Below are 19,081 nucleotides of genomic sequence, written 5' to 3' on the forward strand. Positions count from 1 at the left end.
TCCACAACTCCATACTTCCGAATGTTGCTTTGTGCATTTGCACAGTGATTGCCAGGACTTTCTCCCATATGCTTGTGCTCTGCACAGGGGAGGGTTACATGGCTGGCTGGCACCTTGATACTAAAATGGCACAGGATATCGTAGCGCGGACGATGCGCATCATCGATACGAACATTAATGTCATGGATGCACGTGGTCGCATCATTGGTAGTGGCGATCGTGAACGAATTGGTGAATTGCACGAAGGTGCACTATTGGTTCTCTCCCAGGGGCGTGTTGTCGATATTGACGATGCGGTCGCCCGCCATCTGCATGGCGTACGTCAGGGCATTAACTTGCCGCTACGTCTTGAAGGCGAAATTGTTGGCGTTATCGGTCTGACCGGCGAGCCGGAAACGTTACGCAAATATGGCGAACTCGTCTGTATGACTGCCGAAATGATGCTGGAACAGTCTCGTCTGATGCATCTGCTGGCGCAGGATAGTCGCCTGCGTGAAGAACTGGTGATGAATCTGATCCAGGCTGAAGAACACACACCGGCGTTAACTGAGTGGGCGCAGCGCCTCGGCATAGATTTAAATCAGCCGCGTGTCGTTGCGGTGGTGGAAGTGGACAGCGGCCAGTTGGGTGTGGATAGCGCAATGGCTGAGTTACAACAACTGCAAAATGCGCTGACGACACCGGAACGCAACAACCTGATTGCGATTGTCTCGCTGACTGAAATGGTCGTGCTGAAACCGGCGCTTAATCAGTTTGGTCGATGGGATGCGGAGGATCACCGCAAACGTGTAGAACAGTTGATTACCCGCATGAAAGAGAATGGCCAGTTGCGCTTTCGTGTCGCGCTGGGCAACTATTTCACCGGTTCGGGCAGTATTGCCCGATCGTATCGCACGGCGCGTACTACCATGATGGTGGGCAAACAGCGTATGCCGGAAAACCGAAGTTATTTTTACCAGGATTTAATGCTACCGGTGCTGCTCGATAGTTTGCGTGGCGGCTGGCAGGCTAATGAACTGGCGCGTCCATTGTCTCGTTTAAAAGCGATGGACAACAACGGGTTACTGCGCCGTACGCTGGCGGCCTGGTTTCGTCACAATGTGCAACCGCTGGCAACATCGAAAGCGCTGTTTATTCACCGAAACACGCTGGAATATCGTCTTAATCGTATCTCTGAACTGACGGGCCTTGATTTAGGCAATTTCGATGACAGGTTGCTGCTGTACGTGGCGCTGCAACTGGACGAACAACACTGATATTTTGCCGGGTGAGGGGAGGCTCCACCCGGCGAAATAGATTTATTTATTGCGGGTCAGCTTCTCAAGATCGGATTCGATTTCATTAATCTTATTGGTCACTACGCTTTCAAGATGGCGCAGATCGTCAAGGATCTTACGTTTCAGATCGACTTCTGTGCGATCGCGCTGGCAGATTTGATCCAGCTCATCAATCACATAGCGCAGGTTAGGACTGATCTCCTGCACTTCTTTATAGCCCTGTCCTATACCGTCGGCGACGACTGTTTTACGCTGGCGGGGATATTTGAATTTGACGCTTTTTGCAAAAAACTCGCCTTTGTCCTTATGAAAATAGATTTTCAGAATATCGTTGTTTGCTTCCTGGCGGAGGCTATAGCGATCGATTTCATCAGGATTGGTGATGCCTAAACTTTTCAGATTATCGTACATAGCGGTACCCTTAAGCTCAACATAACCTATGAATAATTAACGAAAAAATCTATTTTTGCCACATGAAAATGCAAAAAAGGCGGGATATATCACCCTCTCCCAAACAGGGAGAGGGAAAGACTTAGTCGATAGTGCGCAGCAGTTCGTTAATACCTACTTTGCCACGGGTTTTGGCATCAACTTTTTTCACGATTACAGCGCAATACAGGCTGTATTTACCATCTTTTGATGGCAGGTTGCCTGAAACAACCACGGAGCCAGCCGGTACACGACCATAATGCACTTCGCCAGTTTCACGATCGTAAATTCGCGTGCTCTGGCCGATATAAACGCCCATCGAGATAACTGAACCTTCTTCAACGATAACGCCTTCCACTACTTCTGAACGCGCACCGATAAAGCAGTTATCTTCAATAATAGTCGGGTTTGCCTGTAATGGCTCCAGAACACCACCAATACCGACGCCGCCAGAGAGGTGAACATTCTTACCAATCTGCGCGCAGGAACCTACGGTCGCCCAGGTGTCCACCATAGTACCTTCATCAACGTATGCGCCGATGTTCACGTAAGACGGCATCAGCACAGTATTGCGGGCAATGAATGCGCCCTGACGAACCGCTGCTGGTGGAACCACGCGGAAACCTTCTTTCTGGAAGCGCGCTTCGTCATAATCGGCAAATTTCATCGGTACTTTATCGAAGTAACGGCTTTCTGCACCGTCGATAACCTGGTTATCGTTAATGCGAAAAGAGAGCAGAACGGCCTTTTTCAGCCATTGATGAGTGACCCACTGGCCTTCGATTTTTTCTGCGACACGCAGTGCGCCGGAATCGAGCAGGGCAATAACCTGATTTACCGCTTCACGAGTTACGGTATCTACATTTGCCGGGGTGATCTCTGCGCGACGCTCGAAAGCCGCTTCAATAACGTTCTGTAACTGCTGCATTGTTTACTCTTTCCATCAGTGTAAAAAATCAATCACCCTTTATCGTTTGGATTGAGGGCCTCTGTCAACCGTTGTTGTACCTCCTTTTGTAGCGCATTATTAAGGCCACGCCGGTCGGCAGTTGCGATTATGAATAAATCTTCTACTCGCTCACCAATGGTTGTAATTCTGGCACCATGAAGCGAAATTCCCAGATCCGCGAACACCTGACCGACCCGCGCCAGCAAGCCTGGCTGATCAAGAGCAATCAGTTCCAGGAACGATTTTCTGTCGGTGTGTGTCGGCAGGAAATTCACCTCAGTATCCACAGTAAAGTGGCGTAGTTTAGCTGGCTGGCGACGCGGTTGCGGCGGCTGCCAGCTGCGCTGGGTAATTGCCTGCTCCAGCCCGAAGCAGATAGCATCGTGACGATCGGCGGAGAGCGGGCTGCCATCCGGCTCTAATACAATGAAGGTATCCATCGCCATGCCGTCGCGCGTAGTAAAGATTTGCGCGTCATGGACGCTGAGGTTGCGTCTGTCGAGTTCGGCGCAGACGGCGGCAAACAGATACGGCCTATCTGGGCTCCAGATAAAGATCTCGGTACCGCCGCGCGTTGCTTGCGGGCTCAGCAGGATCATCGGTTTGCTCAGATCGTGCTGCAATAAGTGTCGCGCATGCCAGGCAAGCTGATTTGGGCTGTGGCGAACAAAATAGTTAGCGCGGCAGCGTGCCCAGATCTGATGCAATTGTTCTTCATCAATATTGTCCATCCGCAACAGCGCCAGTGCCTGCAACTGATGGTGGCGTACACGTTCGCGCATATCTGGCGTGTTTTGCATGCCGCGGCGCAGCTGTTTTTCGGTGGCGAAATAGAGTTCGCGCAACAGGCTCTGTTTCCAGCTATTCCACAGTGTTTCATTGGTGGCGCAAATGTCTGCGACGGTCAGGCAAACAAGAAAGCGCAGGCGGTTCTCCGTTTGCACCTCTTCGGCAAACTGTTTGATCACTTCCGGATCCTGAATATCGCGGCGCTGGGCGGTGACCGACATCAGCAAGTGATGGCGTACCAGCCACGCGACGAGCTGGGTTTCCCGTGAGTTCAGCCCGTGTAATTCCGAAAACTTCAATACATCCTGCGCGCCGAGCACCGAGTGATCGCCGCCACGACCTTTGGCGATATCATGGAACAAAGCGGCAATCAGTATCAGCTCCGGGTGCGTCAGGCGAGGCCAGAGCTCCACGCATAAGGGGTGTTTATTGCGTGTCTCTTCTTTGCCGAAGCTCTCCAGTTTCAGCAGCACACGGATGGTATGTTCGTCCACCGTATAAGCGTGGAACAGGTCAAACTGCATCTGACCCACAATGTGCGACCACTGCGGCATATAAGCCCACAGTACGCTGTGGCGGTGCATCGGCAGCAGCCCGCGGCTGACCGCGCCGGGGTGGCGAAGCATGCTGAGGAAAATTGAGCGCGCTTCCGGGATATAGCACAGCGGCTGTGTCAGATGGCGACGCGCGTGTCGCAGATGGCGCAGTGTGGTGGAGTAGATCCCGGTAATAGTGCTGTTGCGTACCATGATATAAAACATGCGCAAAATCGCCTGCGGCTCACGAATGAACAGCGTCTCATCGCGCAGGTCGATCAGTGTACCGCGCAACTGGAACTCATCATCAATTGCGCGGGGCTTTTCATCAGCAGTCAACGCCAGAATGGCTTCGTCAAAGAGTTGCAGCAGCATCTGATTCAGTTCGCCGACGCGGCGCGTGACGCGGAAGAAATCTTTCATCATATGCTCAACTGGCTGATTACCTTCGCCCACGTAATTCAGACGTTGGGCAACGCTGAGCTGCCGATCAAAAAGCAGACGATTGTCGTAGCGATTTAGCTCCAGATGCAGCGCAAAGCGGATCCTCCACAACAGATGCAAACACTCATTCAGCTCATTGCGTTCGGCTTCGGTCAAAAAGCCGAAACCGACCATTTCATCCAGCGATGTTGCGCCAAAATGACGGCGAGCAACCCACTGCAATGTATGGATGTCGCGCAGCCCGCCGGGGCTACTTTTTATATCCGGCTCAAGATTATAGCTGGTGCCGTGATAGCGCTGGTGGCGTTCATTTTGCTCCACTACTTTGGCCGGGAAGAAGGTTTCGGAAGGCCAGAAATCATCGCTAAAGATGTGCTTTTGCAGTTCCAGGAACAGTGCGACATCGCCAATTAGCAGCCGCGATTCAATCAGGTTCGTGGCGACAGTGAGATCCGATAAACCCTCCTGCAAACACTCATTTAGCGTGCGCACGCTATGGCCGACTTCCAGTTTCACATCCCACAGGAGTGTCAGGAGTTCGCCGATCTTCTGTGCCTGTTCATCAGGTAGCTTGCTACGACTGAGTATCAGCAGATCGATATCCGATAAGGGGTGCAATTCACCCCGACCGTAACCGCCTACCGCAACCAGTGCGATATCGCCGACTTCACCGAAACCATACTCCAGCCACAAGCGCTGCAAAAGTTGATCGATAAATTCGGTGCGGGCTTCAATCAGTTGTTCCGCGGAAATGCCCGCGTCGAAAACGTGTCCCAGCCACTGCTGAAAGGTATCAATGTGCGCTTTAATACTGGCGCACAGCAATTCGTCCTGGGGCCAGGTACCAGGATAGGCCGGCTGGCCTGGGAGGGTGGGTTGTACTGTACTGACAAACTGTTCGGAAGAGAGATTACTCATTTATCGCCACCCATTCGGCATACGGGGTTATGTAGAGACAAATTAAAAGAGATGGTAAGAAATGAAAAGTCGTTTATATCTATGACGCTGACGGAAAAAAGGCAAAAAAAAACGGCCCACAGAGCGGACCGTTGAGGTAGCTTAAGTGCGCCAACTTAGGCGGCAGTCAGCGCTGCGTTGATGGTGTCATCTTTACGCAGTGTCAGGATCTCACAGCCGGTTTCTGTCACTACGATGGTATGTTCATATTGCGCCGACAGGCTGCGGTCTTTGGTTTTTACCGTCCAGCCATCTTTCATGGTGCGAATACGGTAATCACCAGCATTGACCATCGGTTCAATCGTGAAAGTCATACCAGCCTGCAATATAACGCCGCCGTCGTCTGCATCATAGTGCAGAACCTGCGGCTCTTCGTGAAAGACACGGCCAATACCGTGACCGCAATATTCTCGCACCACAGAAAAGCCCTGTGCTTCAACGTATTTTTGGATTGCGGCGCCCAGCGTACGCAGACGGATACCCGGTTTCACCATGCGCAGTGCCAGGTAAAGGCTCTCTTGGGTGACGTGGCACAGGCGCTCGCCCAGTATGGTTGGTTTGCCGACAATAAACATTTTAGACGTGTCGCCGTGATATTCGTCTTTGATGACGGTCACGTCGATATTGACGATATCGCCATCTTTCAGGTGTTTTTCGTCATCCGGAATGCCGTGGCAAACCACTTCATTAATAGAGATGCATACGGATTTCGGGAAACCGTGATAACCGAGGCAGGCGGAGATCGCATGCTGCTCGTTAACGATGTAGTCGTTGCAGATGCGATCCAGCTCGCCAGTGGTGACGCCCGGTTTAATGTGCGGTTCGATCATTTCGAGCACTTCGGCGGCGAGACGGCCGGCGACGCGCATTTTTTCAATTTCTTCAGGAGTTTTAATAGAGATAGCCATGGATTGAGTCCGTCAGCGTCGAATTTTTCGACTATACCAGGTTAGTGCTATCAATGGTAACAGTCAGGCGCGGCTTGTGCCAAATTGAGAATCGGTAACAGCACGCTGCGTCAACAACTATTGGTTTCCTGCCGCATTTTGTGGTATAAAGCGCGCCGGACTTCGTTCCTGTTTTTTGGGACGTGAGCCACAAATCTCACTTTGTGTAATAACACACACGTATCGGCACATATTCCGGGGTGCCCTTCGGGGTCGGTAATATGGGATACGTGGAGGCATAACCCCAACTTTTATATAGAGGTTTTAATCATGGCAACTGTTTCCATGCGCGATATGCTCAAGGCTGGTGTTCACTTTGGTCACCAGACCCGTTACTGGAACCCGAAAATGAAGCCGTTCATCTTCGGTTCTCGTAACAAAGTTCACATCATCAACCTTGAGAAAACTGTACCGATGTTCAACGAAGCTCTGGCTGAGCTGAACAAAATTGCTTCCCGTAAAGGCAAAATTCTGTTCGTTGGTACTAAACGCGCTGCAAGCGAAGCGGTGAAAGACGCTGCTCTGAACTGCGACCAGTTCTTCGTGAACCATCGTTGGCTGGGCGGTATGCTGACTAACTGGAAAACCGTTCGTCAGTCCATCAAACGTCTGAAAGACCTGGAAACTCAGTCTCAGGACGGTACCTTCGACAAGCTGACCAAAAAAGAAGCGCTGATGCGCACTCGTGAACTGGACAAGCTGGAAAACAGCCTGGGCGGTATCAAAGACATGGGCGGTCTGCCGGACGCTCTGTTTGTTATCGACGCTGACCACGAGCACATCGCAATCAAAGAAGCAAACAACTTGGGTATTCCAGTATTTGCTATCGTTGATACCAACTCCGATCCGGACGGCGTTGACTTCGTTATCCCGGGTAACGATGACGCAATCCGTGCTGTTAGCCTGTACCTGAATGCCGTTGCTGCTACCGTTCGTGAAGGCCGTTCTTCGGATCTGGCTACTCAGGCGGAAGAAAGCTTCGTAGAAGCTGAATAATAAGGCACGCTCTCTGAGCCCCTTATTGAGCAGGTAGTACCGAGTTTGGTTAGGGGGCCTGTTTATGGCCCCCTTTTTCACTTTTAAGCCTGTTTGGTTCCTGTAACCGTGCAGGTCATATCTCTCCCGAGGATTAAAGAATGGCTGAAATTACCGCATCCCTGGTAAAAGAGCTGCGCGAACGTACTGGCGCAGGCATGATGGATTGCAAAAAAGCGCTGACTGAAGCGAATGGCGACATCGAGCTGGCGATCGAGAACATGCGTAAATCTGGTGCGATCAAAGCGGCGAAAAAAGCAGGCAACGTTGCTGCTGATGGCGTGATCATCACTAAAATCGACGGCACCTACGGCATCATTCTGGAAGTTAACTGCCAGACTGACTTCGTTGCTAAAGATGGCGGTTTCCAGGCATTTGCGAACAAAGTTCTGGACGCAGCTGTTGCTGGCAAAATCACTGACGTTGAAGCTCTGAAAGCACAGTTCGAAGAAGAGCGTGTAGCACTGGTTGCTAAAATCGGTGAGAACATCAACATCCGTCGCGTATCTTCTCTGGAAGGTGATGTTCTGGGCTCTTACCAGCACGGCGCGCGCATCGGTGTTCTGGTTGCGGCTAAAAATGCTGACGAAGAGTTGGTTAAACAGCTGGCCATGCACATCGCTGCAAGCAAGCCGGAATTCGTTAAGCCGGAAGACGTGTCCCCTGAAGTGGTAGAAAAAGAGTACCAGGTTCAGTTGGATATCGCCATGCAGTCTGGCAAGCCGAAAGAAATCGCAGAGAAAATGGTTGAAGGCCGCATGAAGAAATTCACCGGCGAAGTTTCTCTGACTGGTCAGCCTTTCGTTATGGAGCCGAGCAAAACCGTTGGTCAACTGCTGAAAGAGCATAACGCTGACGTGACTGGCTTCATTCGCTTCGAAGTGGGTGAAGGCATCGAGAAAGTTGAGACTGACTTCGCAGCAGAAGTCGCTGCCATGTCCAAGCAGTCTTAATCATAAAAAAGGAGCCGCCTGAGGGCGGCTTCTTTTTATGTCCTTCATCTGAAAATCAGCCAGCACACTAGTGTTTGCGCTGGCAGGCGACGTATCATACGCCAGTATTAAACCCGTCCAATTGTTGACAGTCTCAGGAAAGAATCATGGCTACCAATGCAAAACCCGTCTACAAACGCATTCTGCTTAAGCTTAGCGGCGAAGCGCTCCAGGGAGCAGAAGGCTTCGGTATCGACGCAAGTATTCTCGACCGTATGGCGCAGGAAATTAAAGAGCTGGTTGAACTGGGTATTCAGGTTGGCGTAGTGATTGGCGGTGGTAACCTGTTCCGTGGGGCGGGTCTGGCGAAAGCGGGGATGAACCGTGTTGTGGGCGACCATATGGGTATGCTGGCGACGGTTATGAATGGCCTTGCAATGCGTGATGCGTTACATCGTGCCTATGTGAACGCGCGTTTAATGTCTGCTTTTCCGCTGAATGGCGTCTGTGATAATTACAGTTGGGCAGAAGCGATCAGCTTGTTGCGTAATAATCGCGTTGTGATTTTTAGTGCAGGTACCGGTAACCCGTTCTTCACCACCGATTCCGCAGCGTGTCTGCGCGGCATCGAAATCGAGGCCGATGTGGTATTGAAAGCAACGAAAGTTGACGGTGTGTACACAGCCGATCCGGTACAGGATCCGACAGCCACCCTGTGTGAGCAACTGACCTATACCGAAGTGCTGGACAAAGAACTGAAAGTGATGGATCTGGCAGCCTTTACGCTGGCTCGCGACCACAAATTGCCTATTCGCGTATTTAACATGAATAAACCTGGAGCGTTACGTCGCGTTGTCATGGGCGAAAAAGAAGGCACATTGATTACGGAGTAATTCCCGTAAGCAATAAATAAAGGTAAGATTCCGCTTTAATTTATTAAGCAGTCCTTTCTGGCATCTTTGCGGTGCCATTAATTGAACAGACTATACTTAGCACACCCGCCGTATGGCCTGTCTGCGACAAGATTTCAAGGATCCGTAACGTGATTAGTGATATCAGAAAAGATGCTGAAGTACGCATGGAAAAATGCGTTGAAGCATTCAAAACCCAAATCAGCAAAGTGCGCACTGGCCGTGCTTCTCCGAGCCTGTTGGATGGCATTGTTGTGGAATATTACGGTACGCCGACTCCGCTGCGTCAGTTGGCCAGCGTGACGGTGGAAGACTCCCGTACTCTGAAAATCAACGTGTTTGATCGTTCGATGAGCCCGGCTGTTGAGAAAGCGATTCTGACTTCTGACCTGGGCCTGAATCCAAGCTCCGCAGGTAGCGATATCCGCGTTCCTCTACCTGCGCTGACAGAAGAACGTCGTAAAGATCTGATTAAAGTCGTACGCGGTGAAGCTGAGCAGGCGCGTGTTGCTGTACGTAACGTCCGTCGTGACGCGAACGATAAAGTGAAAGCGCTGCTGAAAGATAAAGAAATCAGTGAAGATGACGACCGTCGTTCACAGGATGACGTGCAGAAGCTTACCGACGCTGCGATCAAAAAAGTGGAAGCGGCGCTGGCGGACAAAGAAGCAGAACTGATGCAGTTCTGATTCGAAAAAAACCGACTAAAACGCCGTACAGAGAGCCAATTAGGTGGCTTTGCTGGCGGCGTTTTGCTTTTTATCCTCGCAACATTGTGAGCGTTTAATGAAGCATTTAACCCTTCTGGGCTCAACGGGGTCTATTGGTTGCAGCACACTTGATGTAGTCCGCCATAACCCTGACCGCTTTTCCGTTACTGCGCTTGTCGCGGGTAAGAACGTTGCCCGTATGATTGAGCAGTGTCTTGAATTCTCTCCTCGTTTCGCCGTAATGGACGACGCATATAGCGCACAGCAAGTGAAACTGGCACTTCGCGAGCATGGTTGCCGTACTGAATTGCTCAGTGGCCAACAAGCAGCCTGCGAAATGGCCGCGCTAAATGGTGTCGATCAGGTGATGGCAGCGATTGTAGGTGCAGCAGGACTGGTGCCTACACTGGCCGCCATTCGCGCCGGTAAAACCGTTTTACTGGCCAATAAAGAGGCGCTGGTTACCTGCGGGCGTCTGTTTATGGAGGCGGTTAAAGAGAGCGGCGCGCGGCTTTTGCCAGTTGATAGTGAGCATAACGCTATTTTTCAGAGTTTACCGGAAACAATTCAGCAGAACCTGGGGTACGCTGATCTTAAGCTGAATGGGGTTTCGTCTATTCTGCTTACCGGGTCTGGTGGTCCGTTCCGGGAGACGCCGCTGTCTGATTTGGCAGCAATGACGCCTGATCAGGCATGTCGTCACCCGAACTGGTCAATGGGACGTAAAATCTCCGTTGATTCCGCCACTATGATGAATAAAGGTCTGGAATACATTGAAGCACGCTGGTTGTTCAATGCCGCCGCCCGCCAGATGGAAGTGCTGATTCACCCGCAATCAGTGATCCACTCCATGGTTCGCTATCAGGATGGCAGTGTTTTGGCGCAGTTGGGTGAGCCGGATATGCGTACCCCTATTGCGTATACAATGGCGTGGCCTGAGCGTGTGTCGTCTGGCGTAAATGCCCTCGATTTTTGCAAACTGAGTTCATTAAGTTTCTCAGAGCCTGATTTCGATCGCTATCCTTGTCTGAAACTGGCTATTGATGCCTCCGATAAAGGGCAGGCAGCGACAACGGCGCTGAACGCAGCAAACGAGGTCACTGTATCGGCATTCCTGGCATCTGCCATCCGCTTCACCGATATCGCTGCCCTTAATCTGTCTGTGCTGGAGAAGATGGATTTGCGAGAGCCGCAGAGTATTGATGATGTACTTGCTGTGGATGCGCAAGCTCGTGAGGTAGCGCAAAAACAAGTGATGCGTCTCTCAAGCTAGTGATATTGCAGTCACGAGTAACGGTGCTATTTGTTAGCGTTGGGCTTCGGTGATATAGTCTGCGCCACAAAATTGCCAGTTTATGATATGGCGGATTGAGTAAGCCGTGGTTTGCGCGGCTTTTTTTGCGTAAGGGCTTTGTATTCCTGAGTACCGCTAAATCCTTTTCAGGGACTAAAACGCGTTATGTTGTCAGCTAACCAACCGATAAGCGAAAATTTGCCAACACATGGCTGCCGCCATGTTGCGATAATTATGGATGGCAATGGTCGCTGGGCAAAAAGACAGGGGAAGCTCCGTGCCTTTGGTCACAGAGCTGGAGCAAAGTCTGTTCGCCGTGCTGTCTCATTTGCCGCCAACAATGGTATCGATGCACTGACGCTTTATGCTTTTAGTAGTGAAAACTGGAATCGCCCGGCGCAGGAGGTGAGCGCGCTGATGGAGTTGTTTGTGTGGGCGTTGGATAGTGAAGTAAAAAGCCTGCACCGCCACAATGTGCGTTTGCGCATCATTGGTGATACCAGCCGTTTTAATATGCGTTTGCAGGAGCGTATCCGCAAAGCAGAAGCGTTGACTGCCCAGAATACCGGGCTGACGCTGAATATCGCAGCGAACTATGGTGGTCGCTGGGATATTGTCCAGGGAGTCCGGCAATTAGCCGTGCAAGTGCAGGAAGGGCTGTTACGCCCGGATCAAATTGATGAAGAAACGCTTAATAAGCAAATCTGCATGCATGAGCTGGCTCCCGTTGATTTAGTGATTAGGACTGGTGGAGAACATCGCATAAGTAACTTTTTACTTTGGCAGATTGCCTATGCCGAACTTTACTTTACTGATGTTCTTTGGCCCGATTTTGATGAACAAGACTTTGAAGGTGCGCTGCATGCCTTTGCCAATCGAGAGCGTCGTTTCGGCGGCACCGAGCCTGGTGGCGAAAACGCCTGATGGGGGTAGCTTTTGCTGAAGTATCGCCTGATTTCTGCTTTTGTATTAATTCCCATAGTTATCGCAGCTCTTTTTTGGTTGCCGCTGGTGGGGTTTGCTATCGTTACGCTCGCTGTTTGTATGCTTGCTGCGTGGGAGTGGGGGCAACTGAGCGGTTTTTCGTACCGTTCTCAGCGGGTTTGGCTGGCGGTATTATGCGGGCTGATGTTAGCGCTCATGTTGCTGTTGTTGCCGCAATATCATAATAATATTCATCAACCACTGGTGGAGTTCTCGCTTTGGGCCTCGCTGGCCTGGTGGGTGGTTGCTCTGTTGTTGGTACTGAGCTACCCGGCATCTGCTGTGTTGTGGCGCAACTCCAGAGTTTTGCGTCTTGTGTTTGGTATATTAACGATTGTGCCTTTCTTTTGGGGCATGTTGGCGCTGCGTGCCTGGCACTATAACGATAACCACTATGATGGCGCGCTGTGGTTGCTGTATGTCATGATCCTCGTCTGGGGAGCTGATTCCGGCGCGTATATGTTTGGTAAATTATTCGGCAAGCATAAACTGGCGCCAAAAGTCTCTCCGGGAAAAACCTGGCAAGGTTTTCTCGGCGGTTTGCTGACCGCCGGGGTAATCTCCTGGGGTTACGGTGCCTGGGCGAATCTTGAGATAGCACCATCTACTCTGCTGATTTGCTCTGTAGTAGCTGCATTGGCCTCCGTACTGGGTGATTTAACCGAAAGTATGTTCAAGCGTGAAGCCGGTATTAAAGATAGTGGTCATCTTATTCCCGGTCATGGCGGTATACTGGATCGCATTGACAGTCTGACAGCGGCAGTACCCGTATTTGCCTGTCTGTTATTGCTGGTTTTCAGGACGATTTGACGGAAGGTTTTATGCTGAGCATTCTCTGGAATCTGGCGGCGTTCATAGTTGCGCTGGGTGTGTTGATCACCGTGCATGAATTTGGCCATTTCTGGGTTGCTCGTCGCTGTGGCGTACGGGTAGAGCGTTTTTCTATCGGCTTTGGCAAAGCGCTCTGTCGTCGTACAGACAAACACGGTACCGAATTTGTGCTTGCCCTTATTCCCCTGGGCGGTTACGTCAAAATGCTTGATGAGCGCGTTGAGCCTGTTGCTCCGGAAATGCGCCACTACGCCTTCAACAATAAAACAGTTGGTCAGCGCGCCGCTGTTATTGCCGCAGGTCCAATCGCTAACTTTATCTTTGCCATCTTCGCCTACTGGTTGGTATTCATCATCGGCGTTCCCGGTGTTCGCCCGGTTGTTGGTGAAATAACACCCCATTCCATTGCCGCAAATGCGCAAATTGCGCCCGGGATGGAACTTAAATCGATTGATGGCATCGAAACGCCTGATTGGGATGCTGTGCGCTTACAGTTGGTGTCAAAAATCGGCGATAGCCAGATGACCGTCAGCGTAGCGCCTTTCGGCAGTAACAATCGTCAGGAAAAGGTCGTGGATTTACGTCACTGGGCTTTTCAACCTGATAAAGACGATCCGGTAGCCGCGCTGGGTATTCAACCCCGCGCTGCGCAGCTTGAGCCTGTCCTCGCGGAGGTGCAGGTGGGATCAGCGGCCAGTAAAGCAGGTTTGCAAGCTGGCGACAGGATCGTTAAAGTCGATGGTCAGCAGTTAACTCAGTGGATGACGTTCGTTACTCTGGTGCGTGATAATCCGGGAACGCCGTTAGCGTTGGAAGTAGAAAGACAGGGGTCTCCCTTGTCTTTAACACTGATACCGGATACAAAACCCGGTAGCAAAGCAGAGGGTTTCGCGGGCGTTGTGCCTAAAGTTATTCCACTGCCAGATGAATATAAGACAGTACGCCAGTACGGGCCATTTAGCGCTATCGTTGAAGCCACGGATAAAACGTGGCAATTGATGAAGCTGACGGTCAGTATGTTGGGGAAATTGATCACCGGTGATGTAAAACTGAACAACCTCAGTGGGCCAATCTCAATTGCCCAGGGGGCTGGGATGTCAGCGGAGTTCGGGTTGATTTACTACCTGATGTTCCTCGCATTGATAAGCGTGAACTTAGGCATTATTAACCTGTTCCCATTACCCGTTCTTGATGGTGGGCATCTGCTGTTTTTGGCGATTGAGAAGCTGAAGGGCGGACCGGTATCCGAGCGAGTTCAAGACTTTAGTTATCGCATTGGCTCTATTTTGCTGGTGCTGTTAATGGGGCTTGCACTTTTCAATGATTTCTCTCGGTTGTAAGAGAGTTTGTTAGGAAGAACGCATAATAACGATGGCGATGAAAAAGTTGCTCATAGCGTCGCTGCTGTTTAGCAGCGCCACCGTATACGGTGCTGAAGGGTTCGTAGTGAAGGACATTCATTTCGAAGGCCTGCAGCGTGTCGCCGTTGGTGCGGCCCTCCTCAGTATGCCAGTTCGTCCTGGCGATACGGTGAATGATGAAGATATCAGTAACACCATTCGCGCGTTGTTTGCCACCGGCAACTTCGAGGATGTTCGCGTCCTGCGTGATGGTGATACCCTGCTTGTCCAGGTGAAAGAACGTCCAACAATCGCCAGCATTACTTTCTCCGGCAACAAGTCGGTGAAAGATGACATGCTGAAACAGAACCTTGAAGCTTCTGGCGTGCGTGTAGGTGAATCACTGGACCGCACCACTCTGTCTGATATCGAAAAGGGACTGGAAGATTTCTACTACAGTGTGGGTAAATACAGCGCCAGCGTTAAAGCTGTTGTTACCCCATTGCCGCGAAACCGTGTTGACCTGAAACTGGTATTCCAGGAAGGCGTTTCCGCGCAAATCCAACAGATCAATATCGTAGGTAATCACGCTTTTACTACCGAACAGCTCATCTCCAGCTTCCAGCTGCGTGATGAAGTGCCATGGTGGAATGTGATTGGTGATCGCAAATACCAGAAACAAAAACTGGCTGGCGACCTGGAAAGCTTACGCAGCTACTATCTGGATCGCGGTTATGCACGTTTTAACATTGATTCGACTCAGGTTAGCCTGACGCCGGATAAAAAAGGTATCTACATTACCATCAACGTGACCGAGGGCGAGCAGTACAAGCTCTCTGGCGTACAGGTAAGCGGTAACCTGGCGGGTCACTCCGCAGAAATTGAAAGTCTGACCAAGATCGAGCCGGGCGAGCTGTATAACGGCACCAAAGTAACCAAAATGGAAGATGATATTAAAAAGCTTCTCGGTCGCTATGGTTACGCTTATCCGCGCGTACAGTCTCAACCTGAAATCAACGATACGGACAAAACGGTTAAGCTGCATATCAATGTGGATGCTGGCAACCGTTTTTATGTTCGCAAGATACGCTTTGAAGGTAATGACACCTCAAAAGATTCCGTTCTGCGTCGAGAAATGCGTCAGATGGAAGGGGCGTGGTTGGGTAGCGATCTGGTCGATCAGGGTAAAGAGCGTCTGAACCGTCTGGGCTATTTTGAGACGGTGGATACCGAAACGCAGCGTGTTCCGGGTAGCCCGGATCAAGTTGATGTCGTCTATAAGGTGAAAGAGCGTAATACCGGTAGCTTCAACTTCGGTGTTGGCTATGGTACTGAGAGCGGTGTCAGCTTCCAGGTTGGCGTACAGCAGGATAACTGGTTAGGCACCGGTTACTCTGTGGGTATCAGCGGGACTAAAAACGACTACCAGACTTACTCTGAATTCTCCGTTACTAACCCGTACTTCACCGTTGACGGCGTTAGCCTCGGCGGTCGTATCTTCTATAACGACTTTAAAGCTGACAATGCAGACCTTTCTTCTTATACCAACAAGAGCTACGGTCTGGATGGTACCCTTGGGTTCCCGATCAACGAGTACAACACCTTGCGTGCGGGCTTAGGGTATGTCCATAACAGCCTGTCGAAAATGGAACCTCAGGTGGCAATGTGGCGTTATCTGGATTCTGTAGGTCAGAACGCCAGCACCACGAGTGATAACAACGGTTACTCGGCGGACGATTTCACCTTCAACTATGGTTGGACGTATAACAACCTCGACCGTGGCTACTTCCCTACGAAGGGCTCTCGCGTCAACCTGAACGGTAAAGTTACGGTTCCTGGCTCCGATAACGAGTTCTACAAAGTGACGGTAGATACCGCCTCCTACTTCCCGATTGACGACGATCACAAATGGGTGATTCTGGGTCGTACTCGTTGGGGCTATGGTGACGGTTTAGGTGGCAAAGAGATGCCATTCTATGAGAACTTCTACGCCGGTGGTTCCAGCACTGTTCGTGGCTTCCAGTCCAACAATATCGGTCCGAAAGCTGTTTATTACGGCGGCAGTGGGTTGAGTAACTGTAATACAACGGCCTTGGCATACTGTAAGTCCAGCGATGCCGTAGGTGGTAATGCTATGGGCGTTGCCAGCGTTGAGTTCATCACGCCGACGCCGTTCATCAGCGACAAATATGCTAACTCTGTACGTACCTCATTCTTCTGGGATGCCGGTAGCGTATGGGATACAAATTGGCAAAATACAGCAGAAATGAAAGCGTTGGGTATTCCGGATTATAGTGATCCGGCTAATATCCGCATGTCTGCTGGTATCGCATTACAATGGATGTCCCCATTGGGGCCGTTGGTATTCTCCTACGCCCAGCCGTTTAAAAAGTACGATGGAGACAAAGCGGAACAGTTCCAGTTTAACATTGGTAAAACCTGGTAATTCCGCACGGCAACGGAATGCATTCGCAGTGTAGTGATGGCTGTGGCTTTCAACCGAAAGCCCGGCCACGCAAAGAGCTGTACCTCCGGGTACAAACGGGATGGTAAGGAGTTAATTGTGAAAAAGTTGTTATTAGCTGCAGGTTTCGGTTTAGCAATGGCAGCGTCAGCGCAAGCCGCTGACAAGATTGCGATTGTTGATATGGGTAGCCTGTTGCAACAGGTTGCGCAAAGTTCCGGTGTTTCTCAGACGATGAAAAACGAATTCGGCGGTCGCGCGAGCGAACTGCAGGGTATGGAATCCGATCTGCAAGCCAAGGCCCAGCGTCTGCAACGTGATGGCTCTACCATGAAGGCTAGCGATCGCAGCAAACTGGAAAAAGACATCGCGACAGGTCGTCAGGAATTTGCCCAAAAAGCACAGGCTTTCGAGCAGGATCAGGCTCGTCGTTCTAACGAAGAACGTGGCAAGCTGGTGACTCGCATTCAGACTGCAGTGAAAAAAGTCGCTGCCGATCAGGGTGTTGATCTGGTTATTCCTTCCAACGCCGTTATTTACAACAGTAACGATGTAAAAGACATCACTGCTGATGTACTGAAACAGGTTAAATAAGTAATGCCTTCAATTCGACTGGCTGATTTAGCTCAGCAGTTGGATGCAGAATTACACGGTGATGGCGATATCGTCATCACCGGCGTTGCGTCCATGCAATCTGCCGAAGCAGGTCAAATCACTTTCATGGTCAACCCTAAGTACCGTGAACACCTGACCGAATGTCAGGCGTCTGCTGTCGTCATGACGCAAGACGATCTTCCTTTTGCCAAAAGCGCAGCGCTGGTCGTAAAAAATCCGTACCTGACCTATGCGCGTATGGCCCAAATTCTTGATACCACGCCGCAGCCGGCGAGCAGCATCGCGCCTGGCGCGGTGATTGACGCAACGGCCACTCTGGGTAGCAATGTAGCAATCGGCGCGAACGCGGTGATCGAATCCGGCGTTATCCTGGGCGATAACGTTATTATCGGCGCGGGTTGCTTTGTTGGGAAAAAAACAAAAATTGGTACAGGTTCGCGTTTGTGGGCAAATGTGACCGTTTACCACGAGATTGAGATCGGTGAAAATTGCCTGGTGCAATCGGGTTCGGTGATCGGCGCTGATGGTTTTGGTTACGCCAACGATCGCGGGAATTGGGTTAAAATCCCGCAGCTTGGCCGCGTTATCATTGGTAACAACGTTGAGATTGGTGCCTGTACTACAATTGATCGCGGCGCGCTTGACGATACCCGCATCGGCAATGGCGTGATCATTGATAACCAGTGTCAGATTGCACATAACGTTGTGATTGGCGACAATACGGCGGTTGCCGGTGGCGTAATCATGGCGGGCAGTCTGAAAATTGGCCGCTATTGTATGATCGGCGGCGCCAGCGTAATCAATGGGCATATGGAAATTTGCGACAAGGTTACCGTAACGGGGATGGGGATGGTCATGCGTCCTATCACTGAGCCAGGAGTCTACTCCTCAGGTATCCCGCTTCAGCCAAATAAAGTGTGGCGAAAAACCGCAGCCCTGGTGATGAATATTGATGATATGAGCAAGCGCCTGAAAGCTGTCGAGCGCAAGATTAATCAACAAGACGAATAATTCACCAGCATAACGCTTGTACACAAAGCCTCCCGGCGTCAGCGAAGCGGCAAAACGCCTCTGCGACGAGAAGCCTAAAGTGTGTATACTTCCCGGCCTGTTGGCTTTCTGATGATTGCCGCGGGCCGTATTATTATTGCCTTTTAGTATATTTAGACAGGAAGAGTATTTTGACTACTGACACTCATACTCTGCACATTGAAGAGATTCTGGAACTTCTGCCGCACCGTTATCCGTTCTTACTGGTAGACCGTGTGCTGGATTTTGAAGAAGGTCATTTTCTGCGCGCAGTAAAAAATGTTTCGGTAAACGAGCCGTTTTTCCAGGGGCATTTTCCTGGCAAACCGATTTTCCCGGGCGTGCTGATTCTGGAAGCAATGGCACAAGCTACCGGTATTCTGGCGTTTAAAAGCGTTGGTAAACTGGAACCGGGTGAGCTGTACTACTTCGCCGGTATCGACGAAGCGCGCTTTAAGCGTCCCGTTGTGCCAGGCGATCAGATGATCATGGAAGTCACTTTCGAGAAAACCCGTCGCGGCCTGACCCGCTTTAAAGGTGTCGCGCTGGTAGACGGTAATGTTGTTTGTGAAGCTACTATGATGTGTGCACGTAGCCGGGAGGCCTGA

17 protein-coding genes are annotated in these 19,081 nt (G+C 50.9%); 13 read left to right on the top strand and 4 right to left on the bottom strand.

The genetic code is table 11. The features are described from left to right. Positions 1 to 98 precede the first annotated feature (98 nt). Positions 99 to 1,256 carry a DNA-binding transcriptional regulator CdaR gene (gene cdaR, locus BM427_RS14775; protein ID WP_090122639.1) on the top strand — a complete coding sequence of 386 codons (1,158 nt, stop codon included), beginning with the start codon at positions 99 to 101 and terminating at the stop codon, positions 1,254 to 1,256. Between the two features lie 42 nt (positions 1,257 to 1,298). Here cdaR and BM427_RS14780 read toward each other — a convergent pair whose 3' ends face one another. From BM427_RS14780 to map, 4 genes are all read right to left on the bottom strand, one after another. Next, positions 1,299 to 1,688, bottom strand: coding sequence for a DUF3461 family protein (locus BM427_RS14780; protein WP_090122642.1), 390 nt, complete (start codon positions 1,686 to 1,688; stop codon positions 1,299 to 1,301). Positions 1,689 to 1,809: 121 nt separating this feature from the next. Next, entirely contained in the window at positions 1,810 to 2,634 is an 825-nt protein-coding gene (gene dapD, locus BM427_RS14785; RefSeq protein ID WP_043954944.1) for a 2,3,4,5-tetrahydropyridine-2,6-dicarboxylate N-succinyltransferase, read from the bottom strand. A 32-nt stretch (positions 2,635 to 2,666) separates the two neighbouring features. Continuing rightward, positions 2,667 to 5,342, bottom strand: a complete 2,676-nt coding sequence (glnD, locus tag BM427_RS14790) for a bifunctional uridylyltransferase/uridylyl-removing protein GlnD (RefSeq protein ID WP_090122645.1) — start codon at positions 5,340 to 5,342, stop codon at positions 2,667 to 2,669. Between the two features lie 155 nt (positions 5,343 to 5,497). Next, complete coding sequence (map, locus tag BM427_RS14795) at positions 5,498 to 6,289, bottom strand: type I methionyl aminopeptidase (RefSeq protein WP_090122647.1); 792 nt, start codon at positions 6,287 to 6,289, stop codon at positions 5,498 to 5,500. Positions 6,290 to 6,598: 309 nt separating this feature from the next. Here map and rpsB point away from each other — a divergent pair, with 309 nt between their 5' ends. The 12 genes from rpsB (at position 6,599) to fabZ (ending at position 19,081) form a co-directional block, all read left to right on the top strand. Then, positions 6,599 to 7,324: a 30S ribosomal protein S2 gene (gene rpsB / locus BM427_RS14800; protein WP_090122649.1), complete on the top strand. Its 726-nt coding sequence runs from the start codon at positions 6,599 to 6,601 to the stop codon at positions 7,322 to 7,324. A gap of 140 nt (positions 7,325 to 7,464) precedes the next feature. Next, on the top strand, positions 7,465 to 8,316 hold the full coding sequence (tsf, locus tag BM427_RS14805) for a translation elongation factor Ts (protein WP_090122651.1): 852 nt from the start codon (positions 7,465 to 7,467) through the stop codon (positions 8,314 to 8,316). Positions 8,317 to 8,462: 146 nt separating this feature from the next. Next, positions 8,463 to 9,188, top strand: a complete 726-nt coding sequence (pyrH, locus tag BM427_RS14810) for a UMP kinase (protein ID WP_090122653.1) — start codon at positions 8,463 to 8,465, stop codon at positions 9,186 to 9,188. Positions 9,189 to 9,337: 149 nt separating this feature from the next. Beyond that, positions 9,338 to 9,895, top strand: coding sequence for a ribosome recycling factor (gene frr / locus BM427_RS14815; RefSeq protein WP_090122655.1), 558 nt, complete (start codon positions 9,338 to 9,340; stop codon positions 9,893 to 9,895). Positions 9,896 to 9,992: 97 nt separating this feature from the next. Beyond that, positions 9,993 to 11,189 carry a 1-deoxy-D-xylulose-5-phosphate reductoisomerase gene (gene ispC, locus BM427_RS14820; RefSeq protein WP_090122658.1) on the top strand — a complete coding sequence of 399 codons (1,197 nt, stop codon included), beginning with the start codon at positions 9,993 to 9,995 and terminating at the stop codon, positions 11,187 to 11,189. 186 nt (positions 11,190 to 11,375) lie between these two features. After that, a complete protein-coding gene (gene ispU / locus BM427_RS14825; protein ID WP_090122660.1) occupies positions 11,376 to 12,134 on the top strand; it encodes a (2E,6E)-farnesyl-diphosphate-specific ditrans,polycis-undecaprenyl-diphosphate synthase in 759 nt (252 codons plus the stop codon). 12 nt (positions 12,135 to 12,146) lie between these two features. Next, entirely contained in the window at positions 12,147 to 13,004 is an 858-nt protein-coding gene (gene cdsA / locus BM427_RS14830; RefSeq protein WP_090122663.1) for a phosphatidate cytidylyltransferase, read from the top strand. Between the two features lie 11 nt (positions 13,005 to 13,015). Then, entirely contained in the window at positions 13,016 to 14,365 is a 1,350-nt protein-coding gene (rseP, locus tag BM427_RS14835; protein WP_090122665.1) for a sigma E protease regulator RseP, read from the top strand. A 31-nt stretch (positions 14,366 to 14,396) separates the two neighbouring features. Continuing rightward, on the top strand, positions 14,397 to 16,811 hold the full coding sequence (gene bamA, locus BM427_RS14840) for an outer membrane protein assembly factor BamA (protein ID WP_090122667.1): 2,415 nt from the start codon (positions 14,397 to 14,399) through the stop codon (positions 16,809 to 16,811). Between the two features lie 117 nt (positions 16,812 to 16,928). After that, complete coding sequence (skp, locus tag BM427_RS14845) at positions 16,929 to 17,423, top strand: molecular chaperone Skp (protein WP_090122669.1); 495 nt, start codon at positions 16,929 to 16,931, stop codon at positions 17,421 to 17,423. Between the two features lie 3 nt (positions 17,424 to 17,426). Next, positions 17,427 to 18,455, top strand: coding sequence for a UDP-3-O-(3-hydroxymyristoyl)glucosamine N-acyltransferase (gene lpxD / locus BM427_RS14850; protein WP_090122671.1), 1,029 nt, complete (start codon positions 17,427 to 17,429; stop codon positions 18,453 to 18,455). A gap of 170 nt (positions 18,456 to 18,625) precedes the next feature. Then, positions 18,626 to 19,081: a 3-hydroxyacyl-ACP dehydratase FabZ gene (gene fabZ / locus BM427_RS14855; RefSeq protein ID WP_090122673.1), complete on the top strand. Its 456-nt coding sequence runs from the start codon at positions 18,626 to 18,628 to the stop codon at positions 19,079 to 19,081.

This window comes from Kosakonia arachidis (assembly GCF_900116535.1).
Classification (GTDB): Bacteria; Pseudomonadota; Gammaproteobacteria; order Enterobacterales; family Enterobacteriaceae; genus Kosakonia; species Kosakonia arachidis.